Origin of the sequence: Arcticibacter sp. (genome assembly GCF_045629565.1) — a bacterium.
Lineage (GTDB): Bacteria > Bacteroidota > Bacteroidia > Sphingobacteriales > Sphingobacteriaceae > Arcticibacter.
The window spans coordinates 1-26,051 of the sequence record NZ_JAZQRL010000103.1; the positions used below are offsets into that span (position 1 = coordinate 1).

General features: G+C 45.9%; 22 protein-coding genes, 1 pseudogene and 1 riboswitch. Of the genes and pseudogenes, 15 read left to right on the top strand and 8 right to left on the bottom strand.

Annotation, left to right across the window (positions count from 1 at the left end; all coding sequences use genetic code 11):
• Positions 1-196 (top strand): annotated as a pseudogene (locus ACKI5J_RS13700) (histidine phosphatase family protein); the annotation flags it as partial.
• On the opposite strand, the gene dprA reads toward ACKI5J_RS13700, so the two are convergent.
• From dprA to ACKI5J_RS13720, 4 genes are read right to left on the bottom strand one after another with little or no spacing between them, the layout of a single operon-like run.
• Positions 193-1,290 (bottom strand): DNA-processing protein DprA, encoded by a 1,098-nt coding sequence (dprA, locus tag ACKI5J_RS13705; protein WP_407430049.1) that lies wholly within the window; start codon positions 1,288-1,290, stop codon positions 193-195. The pseudogene ACKI5J_RS13700 and the gene dprA overlap by 4 nt on opposite strands.
• A gap of 6 nt (positions 1,291-1,296) precedes the next feature.
• Positions 1,297-1,929 carry a 16S rRNA (guanine(527)-N(7))-methyltransferase RsmG gene (rsmG, locus tag ACKI5J_RS13710; protein WP_407430050.1) on the bottom strand — a complete coding sequence of 211 codons (633 nt, stop codon included), beginning with the start codon at positions 1,927-1,929 and terminating at the stop codon, positions 1,297-1,299.
• Positions 1,919-2,575, bottom strand: coding sequence for an RNA polymerase sigma factor (locus ACKI5J_RS13715; RefSeq protein WP_407430051.1), 657 nt, complete (start codon positions 2,573-2,575; stop codon positions 1,919-1,921). The genes rsmG and ACKI5J_RS13715 overlap by 11 nt, the downstream gene beginning before the upstream one ends.
• The gene (locus ACKI5J_RS13720; RefSeq protein ID WP_407430052.1) at positions 2,524-3,642 is read right to left on the bottom strand and encodes a glycosyltransferase; all 1,119 of its coding nucleotides are present in this window, start codon (positions 3,640-3,642) and stop codon (positions 2,524-2,526) included. Before ACKI5J_RS13720 ends, ACKI5J_RS13715 begins: the two co-directional genes overlap by 52 nt.
• A 77-nt stretch (positions 3,643-3,719) precedes the next feature.
• Between ACKI5J_RS13720 and tgt the strand changes: the two genes are divergently transcribed.
• From tgt to ACKI5J_RS13735, 3 genes are read left to right on the top strand one after another with little or no spacing between them, the layout of a single operon-like run.
• The gene (gene tgt / locus ACKI5J_RS13725) at positions 3,720-4,850 is read left to right on the top strand and encodes a tRNA guanosine(34) transglycosylase Tgt (RefSeq protein WP_407430053.1); all 1,131 of its coding nucleotides are present in this window, start codon (positions 3,720-3,722) and stop codon (positions 4,848-4,850) included.
• Positions 4,851-4,857: 7 nt separating this feature from the next.
• Positions 4,858-5,946 (top strand): LptF/LptG family permease, encoded by a 1,089-nt coding sequence (locus ACKI5J_RS13730; RefSeq protein ID WP_407430054.1) that lies wholly within the window; start codon positions 4,858-4,860, stop codon positions 5,944-5,946.
• Positions 5,947-5,950: 4 nt separating this feature from the next.
• Positions 5,951-6,859, top strand: coding sequence for a DMT family transporter (locus ACKI5J_RS13735; protein ID WP_407430055.1), 909 nt, complete (start codon positions 5,951-5,953; stop codon positions 6,857-6,859).
• 269 nt (positions 6,860-7,128) lie between these two features.
• On the opposite strand, the gene ACKI5J_RS13740 is transcribed toward ACKI5J_RS13735, so the two are convergent.
• Complete coding sequence (locus ACKI5J_RS13740; RefSeq protein WP_407430056.1) at positions 7,129-7,332, bottom strand: hypothetical protein; 204 nt, start codon at positions 7,330-7,332, stop codon at positions 7,129-7,131.
• Between the two features lie 293 nt (positions 7,333-7,625).
• On the opposite strand from ACKI5J_RS13740, the gene ACKI5J_RS13745 reads away from it, so the two are divergent.
• From ACKI5J_RS13745 to ACKI5J_RS13770, 6 genes are all read left to right on the top strand, one after another.
• Positions 7,626-10,433, top strand: a complete 2,808-nt coding sequence (locus ACKI5J_RS13745; RefSeq protein WP_407430057.1) for a hypothetical protein — start codon at positions 7,626-7,628, stop codon at positions 10,431-10,433.
• A gap of 2 nt (positions 10,434-10,435) precedes the next feature.
• Positions 10,436-10,732: a hypothetical protein gene (locus ACKI5J_RS13750; protein ID WP_407430058.1), complete on the top strand. Its 297-nt coding sequence runs from the start codon at positions 10,436-10,438 to the stop codon at positions 10,730-10,732.
• 32 nt (positions 10,733-10,764) lie between these two features.
• Positions 10,765-10,960: riboswitch (cobalamin riboswitch) on the top strand.
• Positions 10,961-11,044: 84 nt separating this feature from the next.
• Positions 11,045-13,096: a TonB-dependent receptor plug domain-containing protein gene (locus ACKI5J_RS13755; protein ID WP_407430059.1), complete on the top strand. Its 2,052-nt coding sequence runs from the start codon at positions 11,045-11,047 to the stop codon at positions 13,094-13,096.
• A gap of 1 nt (position 13,097) precedes the next feature.
• Positions 13,098-14,222: a DUF5074 domain-containing protein gene (locus tag ACKI5J_RS13760; protein ID WP_407430060.1), complete on the top strand. Its 1,125-nt coding sequence runs from the start codon at positions 13,098-13,100 to the stop codon at positions 14,220-14,222.
• Between the two features lie 5 nt (positions 14,223-14,227).
• On the top strand, positions 14,228-15,136 hold the full coding sequence (locus ACKI5J_RS13765) for a PKD domain-containing protein (RefSeq protein ID WP_407430061.1): 909 nt from the start codon (positions 14,228-14,230) through the stop codon (positions 15,134-15,136).
• A gap of 26 nt (positions 15,137-15,162) precedes the next feature.
• Positions 15,163-16,245, top strand: a complete 1,083-nt coding sequence (locus tag ACKI5J_RS13770) for a DUF5074 domain-containing protein (RefSeq protein WP_407430062.1) — start codon at positions 15,163-15,165, stop codon at positions 16,243-16,245.
• Positions 16,246-16,464: 219 nt separating this feature from the next.
• Here the strand turns inward: ACKI5J_RS13770 and ACKI5J_RS13775 are convergent, their stop codons facing one another.
• Positions 16,465-16,899, bottom strand: coding sequence for a hypothetical protein (locus ACKI5J_RS13775; protein ID WP_407430063.1), 435 nt, complete (start codon positions 16,897-16,899; stop codon positions 16,465-16,467).
• A gap of 304 nt (positions 16,900-17,203) precedes the next feature.
• On the bottom strand, positions 17,204-18,004 hold the full coding sequence (gene ispE / locus ACKI5J_RS13780; protein WP_407430064.1) for a 4-(cytidine 5'-diphospho)-2-C-methyl-D-erythritol kinase: 801 nt from the start codon (positions 18,002-18,004) through the stop codon (positions 17,204-17,206).
• 114 nt (positions 18,005-18,118) lie between these two features.
• On the opposite strand from ispE, the gene ACKI5J_RS13785 reads away from it, so the two are divergent.
• The 4 genes from ACKI5J_RS13785 (at position 18,119) to ACKI5J_RS13800 (ending at position 23,989) form a co-directional block, all read left to right on the top strand.
• Positions 18,119-18,913 (top strand): thymidylate synthase, encoded by a 795-nt coding sequence (locus ACKI5J_RS13785; RefSeq protein WP_407430065.1) that lies wholly within the window; start codon positions 18,119-18,121, stop codon positions 18,911-18,913.
• Positions 18,914-18,937: 24 nt separating this feature from the next.
• A complete protein-coding gene (locus ACKI5J_RS13790) occupies positions 18,938-19,429 on the top strand; it encodes a dihydrofolate reductase (RefSeq protein ID WP_407430066.1) in 492 nt (163 codons plus the stop codon).
• A gap of 144 nt (positions 19,430-19,573) precedes the next feature.
• Positions 19,574-22,570: a protein translocase subunit SecDF gene (gene secDF / locus ACKI5J_RS13795; RefSeq protein ID WP_407430067.1), complete on the top strand. Its 2,997-nt coding sequence runs from the start codon at positions 19,574-19,576 to the stop codon at positions 22,568-22,570.
• A 114-nt stretch (positions 22,571-22,684) separates the two neighbouring features.
• Positions 22,685-23,989, top strand: a complete 1,305-nt coding sequence (locus ACKI5J_RS13800; protein WP_407430068.1) for an NAD(P)/FAD-dependent oxidoreductase — start codon at positions 22,685-22,687, stop codon at positions 23,987-23,989.
• Between the two features lie 109 nt (positions 23,990-24,098).
• On the opposite strand, the gene fbaA is transcribed toward ACKI5J_RS13800, so the two are convergent.
• Positions 24,099-25,178: a class II fructose-bisphosphate aldolase gene (gene fbaA / locus ACKI5J_RS13805; RefSeq protein ID WP_407430069.1), complete on the bottom strand. Its 1,080-nt coding sequence runs from the start codon at positions 25,176-25,178 to the stop codon at positions 24,099-24,101.
• 145 nt (positions 25,179-25,323) lie between these two features.
• Here fbaA and ACKI5J_RS13810 point away from each other — a divergent pair.
• Positions 25,324-26,051: acetyl-CoA carboxylase carboxyltransferase subunit beta (locus tag ACKI5J_RS13810; protein ID WP_407430070.1), on the top strand; the 728-nt coding region annotated here is incomplete at its 3' end.

The following is a 26,051-nucleotide window of genomic DNA, read 5'->3' on the forward strand; positions in this document are numbered from 1 at the left end:
GGTTGCGCTTTTTGGTCATAACCCGGGCTTGACGGAGATCGTGGTTGAGCTTTGTAACAGTGATCTGTATAACCTGCCAACCTGTGGTGTTGTGCTGATCAGCTTCCCTTTTGAGAGCTGGCAAATGGTAAGCCGCCAGACGGGGGATCAGCTGCTGTTTGACTATCCGAAAAATGAGGAGGAAGGACTAGATTAACGCAAACGGTATCTTTTTCCGGGCAGCGCAATCACGAGATCTTGCATTTCCATATTCAGGAGTACCATGGTGAGCTTCGTTTGTGGTATTTCTACAGCAGTCTGCAACTGGTCGAACGATGAGGAGCCGCGTTCGTAGAGGTATTCTGCAACGGTTTTTTCTTCTCCGAAAAGGTTCAATGGCAGGCTGAGCTGGGTGTCTGCTTGTTTTGCGTTCGGCGAGGGGATCCAATCGAGCAGGTATTCCACGTCTTTTACGCCTGTAACCAGGTGGGCCCTGTTTGATTTGATCAGGAAGTTGCAGCCGGCTGAATAGGGATCATTTACCCGCCCGGGAAACGCCATGACATCCCGGTCATACGAGTTGGCCAGCTCTGCGGTGATGAGTGCTCCTCCTTTAAGACCTGCTTCGACTACGATGGTGGCATCTGCCAGTCCGGCGACAATGCGGTTGCGTTTGGGAAAGTTCTCTTTGTCGGGCTTCGTTTGGGAGGCGAATTCTGTTAGCAATCCACCCCTATTGAGCATGCTTTCTGCTACGGCGCGATGCTGTGCGGGATATATCCGGTCGAGACCATGCCCCACGACCCCTACGGTAGGCACTCCCGACTTCAGGCAGGCTTTATGCGCCGCTACATCAATGCCATAGGCCAGCCCGCTAACGACCAGCACATCCTGCGCTTTCAATCCTTCTACAAGTTGGTGAGTGAGATCTCTGCCGTATTCGGTGGCGTTTCGTGTGCCGACGATACTGATGATTTTATCGGCGTTCAGTTCTGCATTGCCTTTGTAGTAGAGCAGCACAGGCGCATCATAGCAGTTACGCAGCCTCCAGGGGTATTCCGCTGAGTTGATAAAAAGCGACTTAATTTTGTAACGCTCGAGAAACCGGAGCTCGTCCTCTGCACGCTGCATGAACGATTGCGACAGGATGGTTTCTGCGGTCTTGGGGCCAATGCCCGGTATGTTGATCAGGTCTTTGCGGCTTGCGTCGAAAATGGACCGGGCATCGCCAAGGTGGTCCAGAAGGAGCTTGGCTGTTACGACCCCAACGCCCGGAATGAGCGTTAAGGCTATTTCGTGTAAAGAGGACATAAGGCTTTATTGGGCCTTGAAAGATAGCACAAATTTTGTGTCAAAAAAATCCTCTTCAAAGTATTTTGATAGTGGAGTGAGGGTTACGTCTTTCAATCCGGATTCTAAGATCTCCTGCTGCAGATCTCCGCCTTTGAGGTACAATACACCGTTAGGCAGGGTGTTAAGAGAGGTTTTCTCAAATTTGCCTTTTACCCAGGGGTAGAAGTCCTTTAGCTGTGTGACTGCACGGGAGACTACGAAGTGAAACTTCCCGTCGATCTGTTCAGCACGGGCGTGAGTGGCTTCGAGGTTTTTCAACCCGATAGCTTTTGCTACTTCTTTCACCACCTTGATTTTTTTCCCGATGGAATCGACAAGATGAAAGGATGTTTCGGGAAAAAGAATTGCCAGGGGAATTCCCGGGAAACCACCTCCGGTGCCTACATCGAGGACTTTCTCACCGGGCAGGAAGGATATCACCTTGGCGATGCCCAGGGAATGCAGGATGTGACGCAGGTAAAGGCTCTCAATGTCTTTGCGGGAGATTACGTTTATCTGCGCGTTCCACGTGGCATAAAGCTCCTCTAACTGTGCGAACTGGTGCTTTTGTTCTTCGCTGAGGTGGGGAAAGTAGTGTGTAATTAATTCAGAAGTCACTTGAAGGGTTTTTTTTCCTGCGGTTTAAGATGTTTGCCAGCAAATCTCTCGCCCTGAACAATTGTGCTTTGACAGTGCCGAGGGGGAGATCGAGCTGTGTGGAGATCTCTTCATAAGACATCTCTTCGAAATACCGCAGGTTGATTAAAATTTTATACCGGTTTGGGAGCTTATCGATAATAAGCTGCAGGGTTTCTTTTTGCTGCTTTTTAATGGAGCGTTCCTCAGGGTTCAGAACATCTGACTTGATATCAAAAGTCCTCTCCTCTCCCTCTTTATCTTCCATAGCGTTCATGGAAACGACGTTAAGGCGTTTCTTACGAATGAAGTCGATGCAGTTATTGGTAGCAATGCGGAAGAGCCAGGTGCTGAACGCGAAGTCGGGTTTGTATTTGTCGAGATTCTCGAAGGCTTTCCCGAAAGTCTCGATGGTGAGATCATTCGCATCATCGCGGTTGTTCACCATCTTCAGGGTCATGAAAAAAATGGAATCCCGATACCGCTGCATCAGCTCGGCGTAAGCTTTCTGATCGCCCGCTTTTGCACGCTGCACCTGATTAAAGTCATTCGTTGCGTTAACTGAAAAATTCGGGTTTACTTCCATTGTACCTTCTTCCTGAATAATGCGACAGATGCCAGTATACATATAAAGGTATTAAAAAACAAATCCAATAGCGGGAACCACCATATCACATTTTTGCAATTTAATTTCTTCATGGCAGGATAGTATACAATGATCTGTATGATAAGCCGGATCAGGTACACCGAAGGAACGATCCACCATTGTGCCTGTAGCGCAGCCATTGCGCCGAGAAGGATGTAAAACAACACTGCTGTGCCAGTTTGCAGGGACAGGATACGCTTGTCTTTTGCTTTATAGGCTTTACCCGCCCCCATGTGGCGGACCTTTTGGCGCCATAGGGATGACCAGCTGGTTTTTGGTTCGGACCAGACATGGCTATCGGGATGGATTTCGATCCTGGTGTTGGCGGCTGTGGCGTTCTCGTTTACAAAAAGGTCGTCATCGCCGGAAAGAATATGCATGTGAGAGGCGAAGCCTTTAGCTTTAAAGAAAAGCGATTTGGTATAGCTGAGATTACGTCCCACCCCCATATAAGGATTGCCCGACAAGGCAAATGAGAGGTAATTTAATGCGGTGCTGAAGGACTCGTAACGGATAAAGGCATTGAGAAATCCCCCCCGGTAAGTGTAGGGAGAGTAGCCCAGGACGATTGATATACCTGGTGAGTATGGTGCCTGCATCCTGCGAATCCAGTTGGGTGAAGCAGGGCGGCAGTCGGCATCAGTAAACAGCAGATGTTCGTTTTTAGCGGCCTTCACTCCTATGGTCACTGCGAACTTTTTCCCATGTTTGAAGCGGGCATGTTCAGTAAGCGTGACAACCTTCAGGTGCGGATATCTGGAAGAAAATCCGCGCAAAAGCATTTCAGAATCATCCGATGAACAGTCGTTCACGACGACCACTTCAAAGTCGGGATAGTCTTGCTCCAGAATCAGACTGAGGTTTTTTTCTAGGTTCTTTTCCTCGTTACGGGCGCAGATAATTACCGAAACGGGAAGGACTGTTTGCGCTGCAGGCCCGGTAATTTTGTAGTTTCTCAGCCGCCCATGCACGATGGTAATAAAGTATAATTGGATAATGAGGACTACCTGCAGTAAAATAAAAACAGATACAAAAATATAATCTACCAAGGTGTGCGTTCGTTTATAGAGCGCAAAGTTAAAAGTAAAGTTGGAACCTCAATCAATTTCTTACCTTTGCACGTTAAATGAAATTTAAATTAGAGGCTAAAGATCAGCAATCACAGGCAAGAGCCGGTGAGATCACGACCGATCACGGTAATATAAAGACACCTATTTTCATGCCTGTGGGTACAGCAGGAACGGTTAAGGCCGTACACCAGAGGGAGTTAAAGAATGACATCAAGGCCCAGATCATACTGGGAAACACCTATCATCTTTACCTCAGACCCGGACTGGATACGCTGGAAAGAGCAGGTGGTTTGCATAAGTTTAATGGCTGGGATGGTCCCATCCTGACGGATAGCGGTGGTTATCAGGTATATTCATTGTCAGACGTTCGTAAGATCAAGGAGGAAGGGGTGACTTTCCGTTCGCATATTGACGGCTCGAAGCATCTTTTTACGCCAGAGGCGGCGATGGACATTCAGCGGGTGATTGGTGGTGACATCATCATGGCCTTCGACGAGTGTACACCTTATCCATGCGACTATAACTATGCCAAGCGCTCGATTGAGATGACGCACCGCTGGCTGAAACGCTGCTGCGACAGGTTTGATGCTACAGAGCCGAAATATGGTTATTCACAAACCTTATTCCCTATCGTTCAGGGATCTGTATATAAGGACCTGCGTGTGAGATCTGCAGAGGTGATCGCATCTTTTGAGCGTGAAGGCAACGCTATCGGTGGACTTTCAGTAGGGGAACCTGCGGAAGAAATGTACGCCATGACGGAACTGGTATGTAATATTTTACCTCAGGACAAACCTCGTTACCTGATGGGTGTTGGTACTCCGGTGAATATCCTGGAGAACATTGCCCTTGGCGTGGACATGTTTGACTGTGTGATGCCGACCAGGAATGCCCGAAATGGTATGCTTTTCACCAAGAATGGGATCCTGAACATGCGGAACGAAAAGTGGAAGAACGACTTCTCGCCTATTGAGGCAGACAGCGATCTTTTTGCTGATCAGGTATACACAAAAGCCTATCTTCGACACCTGATTTCTTCAAAGGAAATCCTTGGTGCCCAGATAGCCACCTTGCACAACCTCCATTTTTATATCTGGCTGGTAGGCGAGGCTCGTGAAAAGATAATTTCCGGTGAATTTTACGACTGGAAGAAGAAGATGGTGGTACAGTTAGCTCAACGTTTGTAGTATTGAAATGAACAGATTCGTCAAGATCATAGATTGGTATATCATCAAGAAGTACCTCGGTACGTTTTTGTTTACCTGCGCTATTTTTACGGTAGTGATTGTGATCTTTGATGTTTCAGAGAAGCTGGATGACTTTCTGAAGAGGAATGCGCCACTTTCCAAGATCCTGTTTGAATACTACGCGGGCTTCGTGCCTTTCTACCTGAACTTCCTCTGGCCGCTGATTAACTTCATTGCGGTGATCTTCTTTACGGCTAAAATGGCCGACCAGACGGAGATCGTTCCTATCCTGAGCGGAGGAGTAAGCTTTAAGCGCTTTCTTTGGCCGTATTTCATATCTTCCTTTATCCTGTTTTCTATCAGCCTGATTGCCAACCTTTTTGTAATTCCGCAAACGAATAAGCTGATGATCCGGTTCGAAAATATCTATATCAAGCCGGCAAATAACGAATCCAAGTCGGAGACGCATATGCAGATCGACAAGAATACGCTGGTATTCATTAAGAACTTCGATAATGTACAGAAAGTTGGCTACACCTTTATTCTGGAGAAGTTTGACGGTGATCAGCTTGTTGAGAAATTGATGGCTGACCGCATTGTATGGGATTCTGTGAAGTCAAAATGGAGCATTGAAAACTATACGGTAAGAACCATCAAGGGCTTGAAGGAGACCATGACTTCGGGGGTTAAGAAGGATACTACACTGGATATGAGACCGGTAGATTTTGTGGTATACGACAATATTTATTCGGCTATGTCCACGCCTGAACTGAACGAACGGATCGAGAAAGAAAAGATCCGTGGAACCGGGGTGATGCAGCTGCTGCAGCTGGAGCTGTATAAGCGATATGTAAATCCGCTGGCCGCTTTCGTTTTAACCCTCATGGGAGTGTCTCTGTCGTCACGAAAGGTACGGGGCGGTATCGGACTACCTCTGGGCATAGGAATCTTCCTTAGCTTCACCTATATCCTCTTTATTCAATTTTCAACCATGTTCTCCCTAAAAGGAGGACTCCCTCCTCTTGTTGCTGTCTTTATACCGAACATCCTTTTTGGTGCCCTGGGTGTTTATCTGATGATTAAGGCACCGAAATAAAAACATGTCATTTTCTTCTCGTAATCGTAATCTTTTAATCCTTCACGGAACGGTATTGGTGTGGGGTTTTACCGGCATCCTCGGCTCCCTGATCAGCATCCCCAGCGTACCGCTTGTATGGTATCGGGTGCTCATCGCATTCATCACTTTGTATGTCTATTTCAGGGTAACAAAGACCTCCTTTTCTTTGCCCCGCGAAGCCCTGTTGAAACTGTTTTTAACAGGTGCCCTGGTAGGCGGACACTGGATACTGTTCTTCCAGTCCATCAAGAGTTCGACCATCTCTGTGGGCCTTGTCTGCCTCTCTTCGCTGACGCTTTTCACCGCTATCCTGGAGCCCCTGATCGGCCGTAAAAAGATCTCCCCGCTGGAGATTTTCACGGGCGTTTTTATCATCTGCGGGATCGTGATGATCTTCAAATTTGAGAGCCAGTATTCACTGGGAATTTCGCTCGGGCTGGGGAGTGCTTTTCTTGCCAGTTTGTTCTCGATCATCAACTCCAGACAGGTGCAGAAGCACCCTGCGAGCCTCATCAGTTTTTATGAAATGATTGGCGCTTTTATATGGCTTTCGGTATATATGCTGATCACCGGCGGCTTCGATTCAGGCATGAAATTACACACCTCAGACTTCGTTTACCTGATGATCCTGGGGACGATTTGCACCTCGCTTGCCTACGTGGCAGGGGTGGCTGTGTTGCGTGAATTATCCGCATTCCGGGTTGCCCTGATCACCAATCTGGAGCCGGTGTACGGCATACTTCTCGCCTTCATTTTCTACGGAAGCCGGGAACATATGACACTTGGTTTCTACGGCGGCGCCACGATGATTATGGGAGCAATTTTCATGTATCCCTACTTAAGAAACAAGATAGAAAAGCGCAAACTGCAGAAGACCTTACCGCTGGTATAGCGATCATTAAAATACACTAAGAGGCCCGTTTAGACGGGCCTTTTTTGTTTGAACGCATACTATCTGGCAGAGATTTCGACTGGGTTACGTGGTTTAGTCTAAGCCATTGAAACAGTTAACACCTGTCTATTTTAAAAGCATGCACTGACCACCTGCCTGTTGTACGGCAATCTCTTTCGGCCTTCGCCAGCTTACCCTAACTGAATATACTGCCATATAGTCGCTTTCCTTAACCGGACTTTTCCTGCCCTGAAAACGCATTGTCAACCTTAATCATCCACTATTGAAGCTTGTTGCGACAGCACGAAAATCGGCTCAGGAGAAATTAGTTCAGACCAGTACCGGGAGGAGCGAGGGCATCTTCCTGAGTTCCTTCCGGCTTGCTGTGTATGAACCAGGCTGAGCAACTGAACCGTAAATGATGCCCTAAGAATGATGATGACGATGATTTGCGGGGCCGGCAAGAGCAGCATAAACTGTAGCGATGCAGCAGGGAAGGAGCAAAGAAATAGTTAGGCACAAACATTCCTCCTTATTTGGCTTATTTGTTCTAAAAATTACGTAAATTCAGTTTTGATGAGCGTTTAAGAAGAAACACATAATTGAAATAAATCAATGATAATCAGATATAATTTACTATGCTTCTCATTTTTACGTTTAGGTAATATTCTGACACCTAAAACTTTTTAACTAATATATTTAGCAAGTGTTAATATTCAAGCTTTTTCTACCTCATAGAGTCATTACTATCAGTACTTTATTGCTATTGTGTTCAACAGTACTCTCACATAACATTTTCGCTCAGGTTTACAGCTCTGACCAAAACCCTCCCTCCCTCCGCTGGCACCAGATCAACACAGAAAACTTCCAGGTCATCTACCCTGCTGAACTCTCAACAGAAGCACAGAAGATCACTTCGGTACTTGAAACGATCGCTGGTCGTGAACGGCGGAGTATACGGGTGAAGCCTAAAAAGATCTCGATCATTCTCCAGAACCAGGGAGTCACTTCAAACGGATTTGTTGAGCTTGCGCCCCGGCGATCCGAGTTTTACACTACTCCCTCTCAGAGCTTCGACTTCCAAAGCTGGCTGAATAGTCTGGCTATCCATGAGATGCGGCACGTCGTGCAATTTGACAAACTGACAGGAAAACTCAACGCCCCGTTCTTTGAACAGTTAGCGCTCGCAATTTTCGGGATAACCCTTCCTCCCTGGTTCTTCGAGGGAGATGCCGTTGTAACGGAGACAGCATTGACTGATGCGGGCAGAGGACGGATTCCGGAATGGAGCATAGCACTTCGGGCAAATACACTAAGCGACCGAAAGTTCTCCTACTCGAAGAACTTCCTAGGCTCAGTAAGAGACTTCACTCCCGGTTACTATCAACTCGGTTTTTTCCTGACCAGCAAGCTGAGAAAAGATTTTGGAGAGGACATCATGGAACAGTTGTTTTCGCGCATGGCAAGGCAACCCTTCAGACCTTATAACTTAAGCCGCTCCATGAAGAACCTCACCGGCATGAGCACCCGTGAGCTGCACGACTCGACCGTGAGAGAACTGCGTAATCTTTGGCAGGCCCAGGTAGATCGTTCTGATACCAGGGATTACCCATCGATCAATAAAAGACGAGACCGTGTTCCTGAAAACTATCTGATGCCGCAGACCCTGCCTGATGGCAGTATACTGGCACTAAAACAGAGCAAGGCGAGCACCCCCAGGATTGTACGGATCAGCTCCTCCGGCGAGGAAAAAAAGGTGCTCGAAATCGGCTATCAGGAGCTACCCTGGTTTAGCTACGGAGGGGGGAAAATTGCGTGGGACGAACACCGCTTTGACGGCCGTTTTCACCAGCGCTCTTTTAACGTAATCAATGTCTATGACACCCTCTCGAAAAGGTCCAGACAGATCACCAAAAAGACGAGGTTGTTTGCTCCTTCCCTGTCGCCTGATGGTTCCAGGATTCTGGCCGTTTCGGTATCATACACCAACGAGATTTCCCTAATGGAATTAGATGCCGGGAGCGGCAGCGAACTGCGGCGTTTCAGATCTCCGAAAAACGATATGCTGCAAATGCCTTCGTATAATCACGATGCAAAAAAGGCTGTGGTTGTTGCGATCAGCGACTCGGGAAAAACACTGCTGGAACTTGACCTCGCATCAGGCAGCTTCACCCCTCTCCTACCCTATCAGAAACAGGAGATCCTTCGTCCTGTGTACGGGGAGGGATCCATTTTCTTCAAAGCTCACTATAACGGGACCGACAATATTTACCGCCTTAACCGGGCGGACAACCAAATCTTCCAGGTGAGCTCAGCAAAACTGGGCGCGTTTAATCCGTTCTACGACACGATCTCCAAAAAGATAACGTTCAATACGTATACCGCAGTTGGGTACGATATAGGGGCTCTAAATGCGAAATTAACGAAAGACACTCCTCTTGCCCAGGTAAAGAACCATTTTGTAGATTATGGCAAAGCGGCCTATACCCAGGAAGGAAGCAGCAATATATTGTACGATATTATCTACAAGACCTATCCGACCAAGAGGTACAATGAGTGGAGTAATCTCTTCAATTTTCATAGTGTGATTCCTATTGTGGAGGACAACCCATACTTCGATAACAGCAACATGGGCCTGGAGCTTCAGTCAGACAATCTGCTTAACACCATGAGTTTTTACGCGGGGTATCAGTATAACAATGCGCTCAGAAAAAGTGAGTATAATGCCGGCTTCGCCTACAAGAAATTCTTCCCGATTCTGAGCGTCAATTACCTTAACAGACCGCGACTGATTTACCGCCGGGCGATAAGCAATAATATGACAACATACACCCCGGTAACCTGGCGGGAGAACGAGCTCAAAGCAGAGCTTAGCGTGCCGTTGAGTTTTAACCGGTTCAACCATACTTACGGGTTAACTTTCAAGACTGGCACCAGTCTCACCAACAGGTATAATATGGAAAACCGTATGCCTTCGCTCGTTACCAGACTGGACTTCCCAATGCACTATCAACTGTCGGCTTCGCACAATAGCAGACGAAGTGCCCGTGACCTGGTTCCGCGCTGGGGCCAGAATATTACACTAACCTACCGTCACTTCCCTTTCGAGCCGAGAGTGGAAGGCCAACTCTTTGTTTTCAGGAGCACGCTCTACTTTCCGGGACTTATGCGCAACCATTCTTTTGCGGCAAGCTTTAATTTTCAGGAAGGAGATGGCAACTACCAGAATGCCGTGGATATACCGCGGGTATCGGGTTATAGCTTTTTGGATCCGATCGGCAACACCTACAATACGCTGTTCTTCCATTACCGGTTCCCCCTCTTTTATCCGGACCTGGAGATGGGGCCGCTTGCTTATATCAAACGGATCAAGATGGGGATTTTTGCTGATTTCGAAAATGTGGGGCATAACAGCAGGTTTTCTCCACGCTCTTTTGGTGCTGAGCTGCGGGGCGACATGAACCTGCTTCGTTTTTATCTTCCTAACTTTGATATTGGTGGAAAAGTCGTATTTTTAAATGACAGACCTGGCCGGAAGCCGATCTTCGAAACTATTGCAACTTATAGCTTCTAATTATGAGAATCAAGACCTTCTTCATCATTCTAATCACTGTACTGGTGACCATTGTTCTGATGAACAACACGGAAGAAATAGATATGTGGCTATTCGGCACGACGAGGATATCGAAGCTTGTTATTCTTGCGGTCGTGTTTGTGCTCGGGTTCATCGTTGGTGCACTTATCATGCGCCCCCGTAAAAAGAAGGTTATTGCAGAAGAGGACGACGTTTACCCGGAAGAAGATTCGCAGGATATTCCCGTCAACACCTATAAATCCAAATTAAGCGACGAAGATCGCGATTATATCAGCTAGCATTCAAATATTGTATTTGATCACGTAAAGACTTACATTTGCTGAGCTTTGGTTCTCTGTCTTACGACAGGGATTAAAAGGGAATCCGGTGTAAGTCCGGAACTGTCCCGCAGCTGTGAGCTCCTTAATCTAATGCCACCATTTATGTCACTGTAAGCACATTAGCCTACGGGAAGACAGGCAAAAGAGGAGCAAGTCAGAAGACCTGCCATTAGCTTTATGATTCATAGCTTTCGTGGATTGAGGCTGGAATGAGATCTATCTGTTTGGTTATATTTCATTCTGCGCTCAATTGTAATATCAATATGCAATATGACGACAGGAATAACCGGACAAGCTCCGCAAAGGCCTTTACTTAAGTACCTGCTTTCTTTGCTGACCTTACTGGTTGGTTCAGAATTCGGCTATGGTCAGGATAAAAGCTCACCGGTCCCAGCTCTTGTGCATACGGATACACTTCGTCAGGTACAAATAAACGCAAGCCATCTTCAACCCCTTCAAACGTCGCGGGTGCCACATCAGCGTCTGAAAGGCGGACAGCTGGAACGCTTGAACAGTCTGAACGTCGCCGACGCGCTGCGGTTCTTCTCGGGGCTACAGGTGAAGGACTATGGCGGTGCGGGTGGTTTGAAGACTGTCGATGTAAGAAGCATGGGCACGAACCATACTTCGGTGTTCTATGACGGTGTGCAACTCGGCAATGCCATGAACGGGCAGACAGACCTTGGCAAATTTTCTCTCGACAATATAGGCGAGATCCATTTATACACTTTCCAGAAAAGCGACATTTTTCAGCCGGCCCGAGCTTTCGCAGCAGGGAGTTCCCTTTATTTGGAGTCGAAGGCACCGGTGTTTGCTGAGGGCCGCGGGACAAATGGCGGATTCAAATGGAAGGCCGGTTCGTTCGGATTGATTAACCCTTCTGCATGGCTACAGCAAAGAATTTCTAAAAACGTTTCTGCAAGCCTGAGCACTGAATGGCAGAAGTCGGATGGTGACTACAAATTCAGATACACGAACGGAGTATATGATACCACGGCCTCGCGGCAGAACGGCGACATGGATGCCCTGCGAGTGGAGGCTGGCTTTTATGGAGTGATGCGTGATAGCAGCCAATGGACGCTGAAGGGCTACCACTACAGATCAGCACGCGGGCTGCCCAGATCCATCGTGAGCAATAACTTTGAATCGGATGAAAGGCTATGGGACAGGAACAGCTTTTTGCAAGCGTCCTGGAAGTCGGCCTGGGGGCCTAAGTTTCAGAGTATGGTAAATGCCAAATATGCCTATGACTACACGCGCTACCTGGATCCTGATCATTACCGGCAGGAAGGCGCGCTGGATAATCATTACCGGCAAAAAGAGCTTTATATTTCCCTCTCGAATAAATACCAGATCAAACCATACTGGACTATAGGCCTGTCGGGTGACTGGATAAACAACAAGCTGGATGCAGACCTTGACTTTTTTGCCTACCCTACCCGTAACACTAAACTGGTTGCCGCCGCGTCTTCTTTAGATTTTAAAACATTCCATCTTCAGGCAAGTTTATTGGGTACCTATGTGTCGGAGAAAGTGAAAGCGTATCAGTCTGCCAAGAACTTCCATCAATACACGCCGGCGGTAAGCGCCTCCTGGCAGCCCTTCAGGGAACAACCGCTGCTGGTCAACGCCTTTTATAAAAAAACCTTCAGAATGCCGACGTTTAATGATCTCTATTACAGCATGATCGGCAACACGGCGCTCCAACCTGAACGGGTTTCACAGTATAACGTGGGCGCTTCATTCAACAAAAACTTAAACAGCGGCATTTGGAATAGCCTGTCTTTCCAGACAAATGCCTATTACAATAAGGTTAAGGACAAAATAGTGGCTATACCAGCAGAGAACCTCTTCCGGTGGACGATGGTTAATCTCGGAGAAGTGGATATCCGGGGGATTGAGAGCAATATCCGATCCGGTTTGCAAGCATCTGAAGAAATCATGTTGCAAATCGGTTTGAATTATGCCTACCAAAAGGCTGTCGAAGTGACGCCCGGGGCTAGCAACTTAAACCACCAGATTCCTTATACCCCGCTGCATAGCGGTTCGCTTACGTTGGGGGCCGACTATAAAAACATGTCGCTGAATTACAGCTACGTCTATTGCGGCGAGCGCTACAGCCAGAAAACGAATATCCCTGTCCATTATATTCAACCCTGGTACACGCATGACCTATCGTATGCGCAGGTTTTCAAAGTTTCGGACCACCGATACAAATTCAATGCGGAGTTGAATAACGTTTTTAACCAGTATCGGGACATTGTGCTGAACTTCCCGATGCCGGGGCGTTCGTTCAGATTCACACTTAGCACCAACATATGAAATGAAAAAAATACTCTATAGCTTAAGCTTATTGTTAATTGCTCTGGCATCCTGCCGGAAAGACCCAGCGGTCGTCCCCGAAGAAAGTGAACAGGTAACCGGTTCGTCGGACGCAATGAGTTTCTTTTTACTCAACGAGGGGAATATGAATATGAACAAGGCCTCCCTCGATAAGTTTGAAGCTTCTTCAGGAACATATCGCCGGAATATATTCGAGGCGACGAACCCGGAAGTGATCAGGGGACTTGGCGATGTAGGCAACGACATCAAGGTCTACGGCTCTAAGTTGTATATAGTGGTTAACATCTCGAACAAAGTAGAGGTGCTGGATCTCAGGACTGCAAGGAGGATAAACAAAATAGACATCCAGAACTGCCGGTACATCACGTTTGATGCGGGCAAGGCTTATGTGAGCTCGTATGAAGGCACTGTCGGCAACGCCAATAAGGCTGAGGGCTCGGTGGTGCGGATAGATACTGCAACGCTGCGTATTGAAGCAAGCACGAGGGTAGGCCGGCAACCTGAAGAGATGGCCATTGTGGGAAGAAAACTTTACGTAGCCAACTCCGGGGGGTATGACCCCACCCATTACGAAAGAAGCGTTTCCGTTATCGATCTCGAAAGCTTCCAGGAGCTTAAGCGTATCGATGTTGCGGAAAACCTGCATAGGGTGAGGGCAGACAAGTATGGCGACATCTATGTGAGCTCCCGGGGAGATTATTACGGCACTCCTTCCAAACTCTCGGTGATCGATACAGGCACTGAGCAAGTGAAAAAGGTCTTTGACATCTCGACCAGCAATATCTGGATAGATGATGACCTGGCCTATGTCTATAGCCTTGAATGGGATTATACCAATCAGCGTAATGCTATTCATTACTCGCTGATCAATGTGCGAAACGAGACCCTGGTAGCAGATAACTTTATAAAAGACGGAACGGATAAGGCTATTACCAAGCCTTTCGGCATTGCTGTAGATCCGAAAACGAAGGATATCTACGTGAGCGATGCGAAGGACTACCTGAGTCCGGGCACCCTCTACTGCTTTGACAAGAATGGCATTAAAAAATGGTCGGTGTTAACCGGAGATATTCCCGCACACCTGGCTTTCATACCCAATAACTAATAAAAATGAGCAATTTAAGATATCAGACGCTTTTAATATTAGCGGCGATGGCTGTCGGCTCTTGCAAGAAAAGTGACGAGTCTACTGGCCGCAGCAAATACGTGAGCAGGGTACTGGAGTACCGACCAGCACCGGGACAGTTCATGAACGAGAAGAATACCGGCACCCCTGAGGCAGCACAGACGCTGATCGGAGGAACCTCGTCCCTGCTGTCGCTTGGATCTTTTGGCGGATACGTTGTTGTAGCTTTCGATCATCCTTTACAGAACGCAGAGGGAGCAGACATCGGGATATACGGAAATCCGAACACGGGAAGCGGAACGGAGTGGTCAGAACCCGGTATTGTTTCAGTGATGCAAGATAAGAATGGCAACGGCCTGGCCGACGATGGTGAGTGGTATGAGCTGGCCGGAAGTGAACACTCCAATCCGGAAACGTTGAAGGAGTATCGTATCACGTATTATAATCCGCGAAATAAGACTGATGACGTTTTATGGAAAGATAACCAGGGTAGACAAGGTAAGGTCCTCAGGAATGCCTTTCATGGTCAGGAGTATTATCCTCTCTGGTTTGCAGAACAGGATTCTGTAACCTTCACCGGAACACTCCTTCCTCCAGCATTGCGTTCGGAGGGATTGAACACGAACCCTTCATTTGCCTGGGGATATGCAGACAGTGGCTCTGAGGAATTCTTAAAGCTCAGGTCTGAATTCGGTCGCGGGTATAACACTTTCGACATCTCCTGGGCCGTGGACAAGAACGGCAACAAGGCAAACCTTAAGAGCGTAGACTTTGTACGCGTCATGACCGCGCAGAACAGCAATGGAAGTAGCGGAGATGAAACCAATGGAGGAAGACAAGTCGGTGAAATTTCCACTGAGGTATCCGGAATAATCGACCTTCAAACACCGTAAATATCAACTAGCATAATATTAACAATATGACACACAACTACATTATCAGAAACCTGGCTTTCGCGCTGGCGTTCCTCATGACCGGAATATCAGCCTGTAAGAAAGACAGTCTGGAGACCAAGTCGGACCCCGAAACGGTGGGAGTTTATGTTTTGCATGAAGGGACATGGAATATGAGAAATAGCGGCATCGATTTCTACGATGTGAGAACTAATATGGTGATAGCTGACTATTTCAAGAAGGTTAACGGGTATGATCTGGGAGAAAGCGCTGTTCAACTGAAACAGTATGGAAATAAGATCTATTGCGTTGTTTCGGGCACGGATGGTGCGGCTGAATCCTTCCTTGAAGTTCTTGACCCTTCGAGTTTAAAGTCAATTAAGAGAATTCCGTTTTTCAAAGGCACAGATATATATTTACCGCGATCCATTGCTTTTTCAGGAAGCAAAGCTTATGTAACAGGCTTCGACGGGTACATACGCCGCGTTGATACCGCTTCATTGGCTATTGACAAGGAAATCAAGGCTGGCGGAACATTAGAAGGTTTGGCCATCGCAAACGGGAAGCTGTATGCTGCCAACTCCGACCGCTTTTGGTCTGGAAAGGGCTCAACAGTGTCTATAGTTGACTTGGACAGCTTTACTTTGTTAAAGGAAATAGAAGTAGGACCTAACCCCACCCAACTGGAGACGGCTCCTGACGGAAATGTGTTCGTAACCGTTCCTGGGATTGCAAGAGACAACTTTTCACTCAAAAAGATCAACACAAAGACTGACATCGTGATGACTAGTCATAAAATCGAAATGAGCCTCTTTGCAATTGCAGGAAATACCGGCTATGCCGTTGTTGGGCCATGGGGGGAGAGAATAGTAAAATCATTTAATACAGCTACAGGACTGATTGGCAATAATTTCATTACTAGCACAACAGCAATCACCAACCCTTACGGTTTGACTGTTAACTCACTTAATGGGGATGTGCTTATTGCGGATACGGGTGACCCAGGCGATAGTAACGGAATGGCTTACTGCTTCAAACCCGACGGAACGCTTGCATATAAGTTCGAAACTGGACAATCACCCCAACAGGCTGTTTTTGTCTATAAATAGTCTGCTCTGTTGAGAGGGGGATTGGATTGACTTGCTTCCACTCAGAGGACAGATAAGTACAAGCCTGGAGCTATGTTAAATTAGCACCATACTTCCATAACAAAGCGGGAGGTTGACAGCGTTGTCAACCTCCCGCTTTGTTATGGAAGTTATTCTAAAGGAACTCTTAGTAGACTATTACTGCATTGCTGTCAATCTCGATAAAATCTTCCCGAGTCGTTACAGCTGATATTTAAACTTACGTCCTTCCTTAGCGCCCCTGATCCTTCCCGCTTTATGTAAAGACGACAATTTAACCATAACGGCTTTAACCAATTTTTCAGGATCTTTTTCAGGCTCCATCTCCTGAAGCTTGCTGATGATGTCGGTGTTAAATGACGGACCGTTATTTGCCAGTACATAGGCAATTTTGCCGTCCAACTTTAAGCCAGGATTGTATTCTTCAGGCACAGATAAAGTCTTAATTTTATTTGTTCTTGTTCCGCGGCCCGGTTTAGCCTCTTTTACCGTTTGGGCTACTGGTTCATCGGGTTCCTCCGATGAAGGTTCGGTAAATAAATCGAGTGCTGACTGAGCTTTCTTAAGTTCATTTTCAAGTTTAGTGATTCTTTGTTTAAGGAAGCTGATTACATCCTGTTCTGTCACATTTGCCATCCGTGTGCGTTTATATTTTGAATAATACAATCTTTAACGACACTTAAACTGAATAGTTTCAATTACTCTGTAGATTGTTACCCTTACTTACACTTTTACTCAAGCTAAGTACGTTGTTATACTATTGAGTATCCAGATTACTTACTCCATTCCTCAATAACTTGTCCGCTCAGGCAAACTAAACTCCCACTCTCAGCATGGCGGGATGATTCAGCGGCTCAACAGTCTGTTCAAACTAAGGGAACTATGGGTAAAAAATCTGGCTATTAATCAGTACTTGAATCAAAGAATTCACTCTTTAAAATCAAAGACGGTAGACCTTAAAATCTTCAGCAAATTCTAAAGTATCGGGTTTAGACTCAAATATTCCGTAGACAGCAGATCCACTGCCACTCATAGCGGCATACAGAGCTCCTCTCTCGTAAAGAGTAGCCTTTACACCCCTGATGAGCGAATGAGTCTTAAATATGGAATCTTCAAAATCATTCTTGATTTTGCCCTTCCATTCGGAAACGGGCAGCTTGATTAGATCCAGAAGTGAGACCTCCGGAGTATGGGGTTTAACACCTCTGTAAGCTTCGCCGGTGGAGACGTGGACCGGGGGCATAACCAGCACTATGCTATAGGCAGACAAATCAAGATCAATCGAGGTAAACTGGTCTCCCTTTCCACTGGCAAAAACCGGCTTGTTAGAGATGAAGAAGGCACAGTCCGCTCCAAGTTTTCGCACATAGTTTTCCATTTGTTCAGTGCTTAAACCCAGACTAAACTTTTCATTCAGCAACTTAACAAAGAATGCGGCATCAGACGACCCTCCTCCTAGTCCGGCTCCTATGGGAATTTGCTTGTGCAATTGAATATTCAATGCAGGCAGTTGAAAATCATTACGTAACAGGTCATAGGCTTTCAGACAGAGATTTTCGTTTGCATGGCCGGGAATCTCGATGCCGGATGAATGGAAGCTCATGTGGTCCGCCTCTACGACCTCTATAGCGTCATGTAAGGGAATGGGATAAAAAACTGTCTCCAGATTATGGTAGCCGTCCGTCCGTCGGCTCATCACGTTCAGCCCGATATTGATTTTGGCATTCGGAAACAGTATCATAGTGGATATCTTTGTAGTTAGAGTGGTAAAAATACATTTATTTCCTAAATTCGCATGGCTCTGTCCCGGCTCATGATCTGATCAAGCCGGCTTAGCCTAGATAGAGATTTTGAGATGAAGCAATATATTGAGCTGATGAAGCATGTGCTGGAGAACGGCACACAAAAACACGATCGCACCGGAACGGGAACCTTAAGCGTCTTTGGTTATCAGCTGCGCTTTGATCTGCAGGAGGGCTTCCCATTGGTAAGCACTAAAAAAGTACACTTGAGATCGATCATTCATGAGCTCATCTGGTTTTTAAAGGGCGACACCAATATCAGGTATTTAAAGGAACACAACGTCAGTATTTGGGATGAGTGGGCTGACGAGAATGGCGAACTGGGTCCAGTTTATGGCCACCAATGGAGATCATGGCCAACTCCGGACGGGGGACATATCGATCAGATCACAGACGTTATCAACCAGATCAAAAATAATCCCGACTCCAGGCGCCTGATTGTTTCTGCATGGAATGTCGCCGATATTTCCAAGATGGCACTTCCGCCATGCCACAGCTTCTTTCAGTTTTATGTTGCCGAAGGAAAATTAAGCTGTCAGCTCTATCAGCGTAGTGCCGATATTTTCCTTGGAGTACCATTTAATATTGCATCCTACGCTTTGTTGACGATGATGATCGCACAAGTTTGCGATCTTGAACCAGGCGACTTCATCCATACTTTGGGCGATGCACACTTATATAACAATCACCTCGAACAGACGAGGCTTCAGATAAGCAGAACGCCAAAACGTTTGCCGAAAATGGTTCTTAATCCCGAAATAAAGGATATCTTCGATTTCAAGTATGAAGATTTCAGTCTTGAAAACTACGACCCACATCCGCATATCAAAGCGCCTGTGGCCGTATAAGCACATTTATTACCGATAAGCCTTATGAGTTTAAGCATAATCGTTGCAATTGACGAGAATTATGGCATTGGAAAAGACAACCAGCTTCCCTGGCATCTGCCTGCTGATCTGAAATATTTCAAAGCCGTCACTACCGGTCATACCGTCATTATGGGAAGGAAAACGTATGATAGCATGGGCAAAGCTCTTCCTAACCGTCGTAATATCGTTATCAGCAGACAGAAAAAACTTGACTTGCAGGATGCATCGCTCGTTCACTCTCTGGAAGAGGCCATTTCCTTATGTTCTTCAGACGAAGAAGTGTTCATAATAGGTGGAGCGGAAATCTTCAGGCAAGCAATACCCTTGATCTCATTCATGTATATCACCCGAATCGGACACCGGTTTGATGCAGATACGTTCTTAAAAGGAATTGACTGGAACGAATGGGAAGAAATATCAAGGGAAGACCGGGAACCCGACGAAAAGAACGCCTATAAATATTCTTTTTTAAAATACCAAAAACGAGGTTCTTAAACGCAGAGTTTTCTGAATTAAAGAATTTTATAAATTAAAAATTTATTTAGATTTGCCGTCTTATTCAGGATTGCTTATTATAAACCCTTCAGAGCGGTCGGAAGTAGAAGAGTACAAAATTTACACTATATACAATTAACAAAAATGCAAGGTAAAGGTTTGATTAAGTTTGCCGCTATCGCATTGACGATTGGATGTTTATATTCCTTATCGTTTACGTGGGTGGCTAAAAAGGTGGAAAATGACGCGCGCGAATACGCGAAGGGAGATCCTGATAAGGAAACAGCGTATCTTGACTCAGTAGCTACTGAGCCGGTATACAACCTTGGTTTCGCCAAGTTTACCTACCAGTACGTTAAAGAACGCGAAATTCCACTAGGACTGGATCTTGCAGGTGGTATGAACGTTACTATGGAGATCTCCATGGTGGATTTGATCAAAAACCTGGCGAACCACAATCCTGATGCAACATTTGCAGCAGCATTGAAGAATGCAGAAGCACGGTTGAAGACCAGCCAAAAGGATATCGTCACCCTGTTTGGCGAAGAATTTGAGAAGTTGAGTCCAGGAGGAAAGCTGGCACCAATCTTTGCTACCCGCGAAAACGCATCATCAGTAAAAATCGATGCAAGCAATAAAGATGTATTGAACTTTCTTCGCACGCAGGCAACCAGCGCTGTTGAGAGATCTTTTAACATCCTGCGTACCCGTATCGATAAATTTGGTGTAACATCTCCGAATATTCAGATGCAGCAAGGTACGAACAGAATCCTTATTGAGCTTCCAGGCGTTTCAGATGCACAGCGTGTAAGAAAGCTATTACAGGGGTCTGCTCAGCTTGAATTCTGGGAGACTTATGATAATCAGGAGATTTTCGGATTAATAGAAAATATCAACAAGACCATCGCTGCAACGCAGACGACTAAGGATACTGCAGCCGCTAAACCAGCTACTACCGCAAAGCCTGATTCGGCAGCAGGTAAGCTGGCACAACTTGGTGCGAGAAAAGATTCTGCTGGAGGCGACACTTCAGGCCTGGCCGGAGCACAAGCAGACCAGGCTCGTCAGAACCCTCTTTTTGCTGTTCTTGCCCCTGCTACCTATCAAGCGGAGAACGGACAACCAGCTCTTCGTCCGGGACCAGTTGTAGGTTATGCCGCGCAGAAAGACACGGCCAAGGTTAATGCTTACCTTAGCTCTCCTGCAGTTCAGGCATTGATCCCACGTAACTTAAAGCTTCTTTGGGGCGTTAAGCCGATCAGTGCTGAGAGCAAAGTTTTAGAACTCTATGCATTGAAATCCTCCGGGTTCAATGGTGAAGCAGCAATGGCCGGCGATGTTATCACTGACGCACGTTCAGACGTCGATCAGAATAACAACCCTGAGGTGGTTATGATCATGAACGCTGAAGGCTCACGTAAATGGAGGCAGGTGACTGCTGCAGCTGCGGCTGATCCAAACAATAAGAAAAGTATTGCCATTGTGCTGGATAACTACGTATACTCCGCTCCTACTGTTCAAAATGAAATATCAGGCGGTGTATCATCGATAACCGGACAGTTTACATCTAACGACACAAAGGATCTTGCAAACGTACTTAAAGCAGGTCGTTTACCTGCCCCAGCAAAGATTGTTAGTGAATATGTGGTAGGTCCATCCCTGGGACTTGAGTCCATCAACAAGGGACTAGCGTCTTCCATCATCGGTGTGATCGTTATCCTCCTGTTCATGGGTCTGTATTACAGCAAAGGCGGATGGGTTGCTAACGTTGCCCTGTTGGTGAATTTATTCTTCCTGATGGGTGTTATGGCATCCTTAGGAGCTGTATTAACACTACCAGGTATCGCAGGTATCGTACTCTCCCTCGCTATGGCAATTGATGCTAACGTACTGATATACGAACGAGTAAGAGAAGAAATCGCGAATGGTAAGTCCTTGAAGGTTGCAGTGTCTGAAGGCTTCAGCAAGGCAATGTCTTCAATTCTTGACTCTAACATCACCACATTCCTTACAGGTGTAATACTTTACATATTCGGTAGTGGCCCAATCCTTGGATTCGCAACTACCTTGATGCTGGGTATCCTAACCTCGTTGTTCTCTGCGATCTTCATTACTCGTATGATCCTTGAGTGGATGCTGGACAGAAAGCAAAATATCAGCTTCTCTATTAAAGCGACTGAAAACCTATTTAAAGATTCAAAGTTCGACTTTATCTCAGGTAGAAAGAAGTTCTATGCTATCTCCAGTATTATCATTATCGCTGGTTTGGTATCTATGTTCACAAGAGGTTTTAGCCTCGGCGTCGATTTCAAAGGCGGACGTTCTTACTTCGTAGAATTCGACAAACCGGTTCAGACGGACGATGTAAGAGAAGTGTTGTTAACTGAGTTTGGTGTAGCTCCTGAGGTTAAAACCTATGGATCAAGCAACGAGGTTAAAATCACTACTTCTTTCATGATCGATGACAGCTCTCCCGAGACAGAAGCTATCGTAAGCAAGAAACTCCGTGATGGTCTATCACAGATCAGTCCTAACTACGAAATCAAAGATGCGCAGACCGTCGGTCCTACTATAGCGAACGACATCAAGATATCTGCAGTCTATTCCGTATTATTCTCTATTCTGGTTATCTTCCTTTATATCTTTATCCGATTCAGAAGATGGCAGTTTGGTGTATCAGCAATCGTAGCATTAGCACACGACGTGTTGGTTCTCCTTTCAATTTTTACATTATTCAACGGAATATTACCGTTCTCTTTAGATATTGACCAGGCATTCATCGCTGCTATTCTTACCGTAATGGGCTATTCAATCAACGATACTGTGGTTGTCTTTGACAGGGTGAGAGAATACATCAACGACGGAAAAGGAAAAGGACAGAGTGTATCAACCGTAATCAATAACGCCCTTAACAGCACGTTGAGCCGTACGGTGGTAACAGGTATATGTGTAATTGCTGTATTGATCATTATCTTCATCTTCGGAGGTGAAATCCTAAGAGGATTCTCATTCGCGATGTTAATCGGTGTGATCTTCGGAACGTACTCTTCACTTTTCGTAGCAACTCCGTTTGTTGTTGAGTTGATTCGTGAGAAAGAGTTTACAGATAAAAAAACAACAAAAACTGAAGTTCATCCATAAGGCCATCAGCTTCGCTATTTTAAACGGCACCCGCTACCAAGTGGGTGCCGTTTTTTTTTAATCCCAACATTTTCAACAAAATGAGGTTAATTAAAGCAAATATCTACTCAACATATGAATTCACAAGATTCTACTACCAATTTCCCGCGCGTGGTTATTATTGGCGGAGGCTTTGGCGGCATTCAGCTCAGTAAGAAACTAAGAGATAAAGAAGTTCAGGTTCTGATGCTCGACAGGCATAACTATCATACATTTCAACCTTTGCTTTACCAGGTAGCCACAGGCGGTCTGGAAGCTGACTCTATTGCGTTTCCGTTACGCAAAATATTTAAAGGCCAGAAGAATTTTCTTTTCAGGAATGCAGAAGTCCAATCCATCATACCCGAGCGTAAGGTGATCAGTACGTCAATAGGCGAAATCTCCTACGATTATCTGGTGATTGCTACGGGATCGGACTCGAACTTCTTTGGTTCGAAAGAACTGGAGCATTATACCATGCCCATGAAGACAATTCCCGAGTCCCTAAATCTTCGAAGCATGATACTGCAAAACCTGGAGGAATCTTTGATCGAGAAAGACCCCGTCAGGAAATCAGCACTGCTTAACTTCGTCATTACCGGTGGAGGTCCTACCGGGGTCGAGCTTGCTGGCTCAATAGCCGAATTAAAGCGCCACGTACTTAAAAAGGACTATCCCGAGCTAGATATGAATGAGATGAATATTTATCTCGTAGAAGGCTCCCCTGTGCTTCTGGGGCCTATGTCTAAGCAGTCACAGGAACATGCGCAGAAATTTCTAGAAGAACTTGGTGTTATTGTCCTGACCGATACACGCGTATCTTCCTATGACGGCGATAAGATTGTGCTATCAAACAATCAGGAGATTGCGACAAAGAACGTCTTATGGTCTGCCGGTGTTAAAGGTGAGGTACCTGAGGGTATTCCAATGGATAGAATCGTCAGAGGCGGCCGGATCAAAGTAGATCACTACAACCGGATTGTTGGTTATGACGAGATCTTTGCCATAGGCGACGTTGCCTCCATGTCTACAGAGGATTACCCTAACGGGCATCCAGGTGTTGCTCCCGCAGCCATGCAGCAAGGCCATCATCTCGCCGGCAACCTCATCAAAATTATTAACAAAGAAGAGCCAGAGCCTTTTAAGTACAAAGACAAGGGATCCATGGCTACCGTGGGTCGCAACCGTGCTGTTGTCGACTTGGGCAAAATACGCTTCCAGGGAGTCTTCGCATGGTTCGTCTGGATGTTTGTGCATCTGATGAGCCTCGTCGGCTTTAGAAACAAGCTCGTGGTGTTGGTAAACTGGGTTTGGAGCTACTTTAGCTACGACCGGGGAACCCGACTAATCATCAGACCTTTCAACAGGGAGTCGATGACTGAAGACACCGCAAACAAATAACAGGCGACTCTCAAAAGAAAGGGAAAAGGAACGCCGCTTTACTACTAAACAAAAAAGGAGACTGATATCATTAAGATACAGTCTCCTTTTTGTTCGAACAGTAGCAGGGTTACAACTTGCTGTTAACGTCTAGACAATTCAGATCTTCAAAAGCCTGAGAGAGACGTTTTACGAATGTCTCCTCACCTTTGCGTAACCAAACACGTGGATCATAATATTTTTTATTCGGAGAGTCAGGACCATCAGGATTACCTATTTGAGACTGCAGATAGCCTTCTTTAGACTTATAGAAATCTTTGATACCTTCCCAGAATGCCCATTGCATATCCGTATCGATGTTCATCTTCACTGCTCCATAAGAAATTGCCTCTCTGATTTCTTCCTGAGAAGACCCCGATCCACCATGAAATACGAAGTTAATAGGTTTTTCAGCTTCGAGACCCAGCTCTTTTTTCAAATACTCCTGAGAGTTCTTGAGGATTTTTGGTTCAAGCTTAACGTTACCGGGCTTGTAAACACCATGAACGTTACCGAAAGCCGCTGCGATAGTGAATCTATGACTGATTGAGCTCAGTTCTTTGTAAGAGTAAGCGACCTCTTCCGGCTGTGTATACAAGCGTGAGCTATCCACATCCGTATTATCAACTCCATCTTCTTCACCACCCGTAACACCCAACTCGATTTCGAGGGTCATGCCCAGATTTTTCATCCGCTCCAGATATTTTTTGCTTATAGCGATATTCTCTTCGATAGGTTCCTCTGAAAGGTCAATCATGTGTGAAGAAAACAACGGTTTTCCTGTTTGCTGATGGAACCTTTCACCATGCGACAGCATTCCATCGATCCATGGCAAGAACTTCATCGCAGCATGATCTGTATGTAAAATCACGGCAACTCCATAGTGCTCAGCCAATAGGTGGACATGCTTTGCTGCTGACACGGCACCCAGAATGCATGCGTCTAACTTCGAATTATCAAGCGACTTACCCGCAAAAAACTGCGCTCCGCCGTTAGAAAGCTGGATGATAACCGGTGAATTTACAGCTTTAGCCGTTTCCATAACCGCGTTGATGGAATTCGTTCCGATCACATTAACCGCAGGTAAAGCAAACTGGTGTTTCTTTGCCTGCTCAAACAGTTCCTGAACAGCGTCACCATACAATACGCCTTTATAGTTTTTCAGATTCATACTAATTTATTTTATTTTGGATTTCCGAAATTAAGAATTATAACTAAATCCTAAATGATTTGGATCATAAAATTTAACGCTTTGATATCATAATCGAAGTTCTTTTCTTAAAATTTCGTTTCTTTGCAAGCTTATTCCATAAGACATGGCTTGGTTCAAAAGAGATAAAAAAGGAATTATAACATCTACCCAGGATAAGAAGGAGGCGCCCGATGGCATTTGGAATAAATGTCCGCAATGCAAGAAGCCCCTTCATTATGCTGAACAGGTAGAAAATAAGTACGTGTGCCACTACTGTAACTACCATCTACGGATTGGTTCAGCCGAATACTTTTCAGTATTGTTTGACGATAATCAATTCACTGAGCTGTCCCCTAACCTCACTTCTGGTGACCCGTTAAATTTCACGGATACAAAAAAATATACCGACAGAATTAAGGACAGCAACGCTAAAACGGGCCTTAAGGACGCCATCCGTGCCGGACACGGCAAAATAGAGGGACAGGATCTTGTAATCGCCTGCATGGATTTCAACTTCATTGGCGGCTCCATGGGTTCCGTTGTCGGTGAAAAGATTGGAAGGTCGATTGATTATTGCATCGAACACAGGATCCCATTTCTGATGATTTCGAAATCTGGCGGTGCGCGAATGATGGAAGCGGCGTTTTCATTAATGCAAATGGCTAAAACCTCGGCTAAGCTTGCCTTATTGAGCAGAGCTAAGATTCCTTACATATCGTTGCTCACAGACCCTACAACCGGAGGTGTTACCGCATCTTATGCAATGCTTGGTGATATCAATATCGCGGAGCCGGAAGCCCTGATTGGATTTGCGGGTCCTCGCGTAATTAAAGAAACCATTAAAAAAGACCT

Bases quoted from the DNA above. Each gene is read 5' to 3' on its own strand.
- ACKI5J_RS13800 (WP_407430068.1), top strand. From the start codon at position 22,685: ATGAATTCACAAGATTCTACTACCAATTTCCCGCGCGTGGTTATTATT.
- ACKI5J_RS13750 (WP_407430058.1), top strand. From the start codon at position 10,436: ATGAGAATCAAGACCTTCTTCATCATTCTAATCACTGTACTGGTGACC.
- fbaA (WP_407430069.1), bottom strand. From the start codon at position 25,178: ATGAATCTGAAAAACTATAAAGGCGTATTGTATGGTGACGCTGTTCAG.
- ACKI5J_RS13740 (WP_407430056.1), bottom strand. From the start codon at position 7,332: ATGCTGCTCTTGCCGGCCCCGCAAATCATCGTCATCATCATTCTTAGG.
- ACKI5J_RS13765 (WP_407430061.1), top strand. From the start codon at position 14,228: ATGAGCAATTTAAGATATCAGACGCTTTTAATATTAGCGGCGATGGCT.
- ACKI5J_RS13770 (WP_407430062.1), top strand. From the start codon at position 15,163: ATGACACACAACTACATTATCAGAAACCTGGCTTTCGCGCTGGCGTTC.
- ACKI5J_RS13775 (WP_407430063.1), bottom strand. From the start codon at position 16,899: ATGGCAAATGTGACAGAACAGGATGTAATCAGCTTCCTTAAACAAAGA.
- dprA (WP_407430049.1), bottom strand. From the start codon at position 1,290: ATGTCCTCTTTACACGAAATAGCCTTAACGCTCATTCCGGGCGTTGGG.
- ACKI5J_RS13760 (WP_407430060.1), top strand. From the start codon at position 13,098: ATGAAAAAAATACTCTATAGCTTAAGCTTATTGTTAATTGCTCTGGCA.
- ACKI5J_RS13730 (WP_407430054.1), top strand. From the start codon at position 4,858: ATGAACAGATTCGTCAAGATCATAGATTGGTATATCATCAAGAAGTAC.
- ACKI5J_RS13755 (WP_407430059.1), top strand. From the start codon at position 11,045: ATGACGACAGGAATAACCGGACAAGCTCCGCAAAGGCCTTTACTTAAG.
- ispE (WP_407430064.1), bottom strand. From the start codon at position 18,004: ATGATACTGTTTCCGAATGCCAAAATCAATATCGGGCTGAACGTGATG.
- ACKI5J_RS13715 (WP_407430051.1), bottom strand. From the start codon at position 2,575: ATGTATACTGGCATCTGTCGCATTATTCAGGAAGAAGGTACAATGGAA.
- ACKI5J_RS13790 (WP_407430066.1), top strand. From the start codon at position 18,938: ATGAGTTTAAGCATAATCGTTGCAATTGACGAGAATTATGGCATTGGA.
- tgt (WP_407430053.1), top strand. From the start codon at position 3,720: ATGAAATTTAAATTAGAGGCTAAAGATCAGCAATCACAGGCAAGAGCC.
- secDF (WP_407430067.1), top strand. From the start codon at position 19,574: ATGCAAGGTAAAGGTTTGATTAAGTTTGCCGCTATCGCATTGACGATT.
- ACKI5J_RS13735 (WP_407430055.1), top strand. From the start codon at position 5,951: ATGTCATTTTCTTCTCGTAATCGTAATCTTTTAATCCTTCACGGAACG.
- ACKI5J_RS13785 (WP_407430065.1), top strand. From the start codon at position 18,119: ATGAAGCAATATATTGAGCTGATGAAGCATGTGCTGGAGAACGGCACA.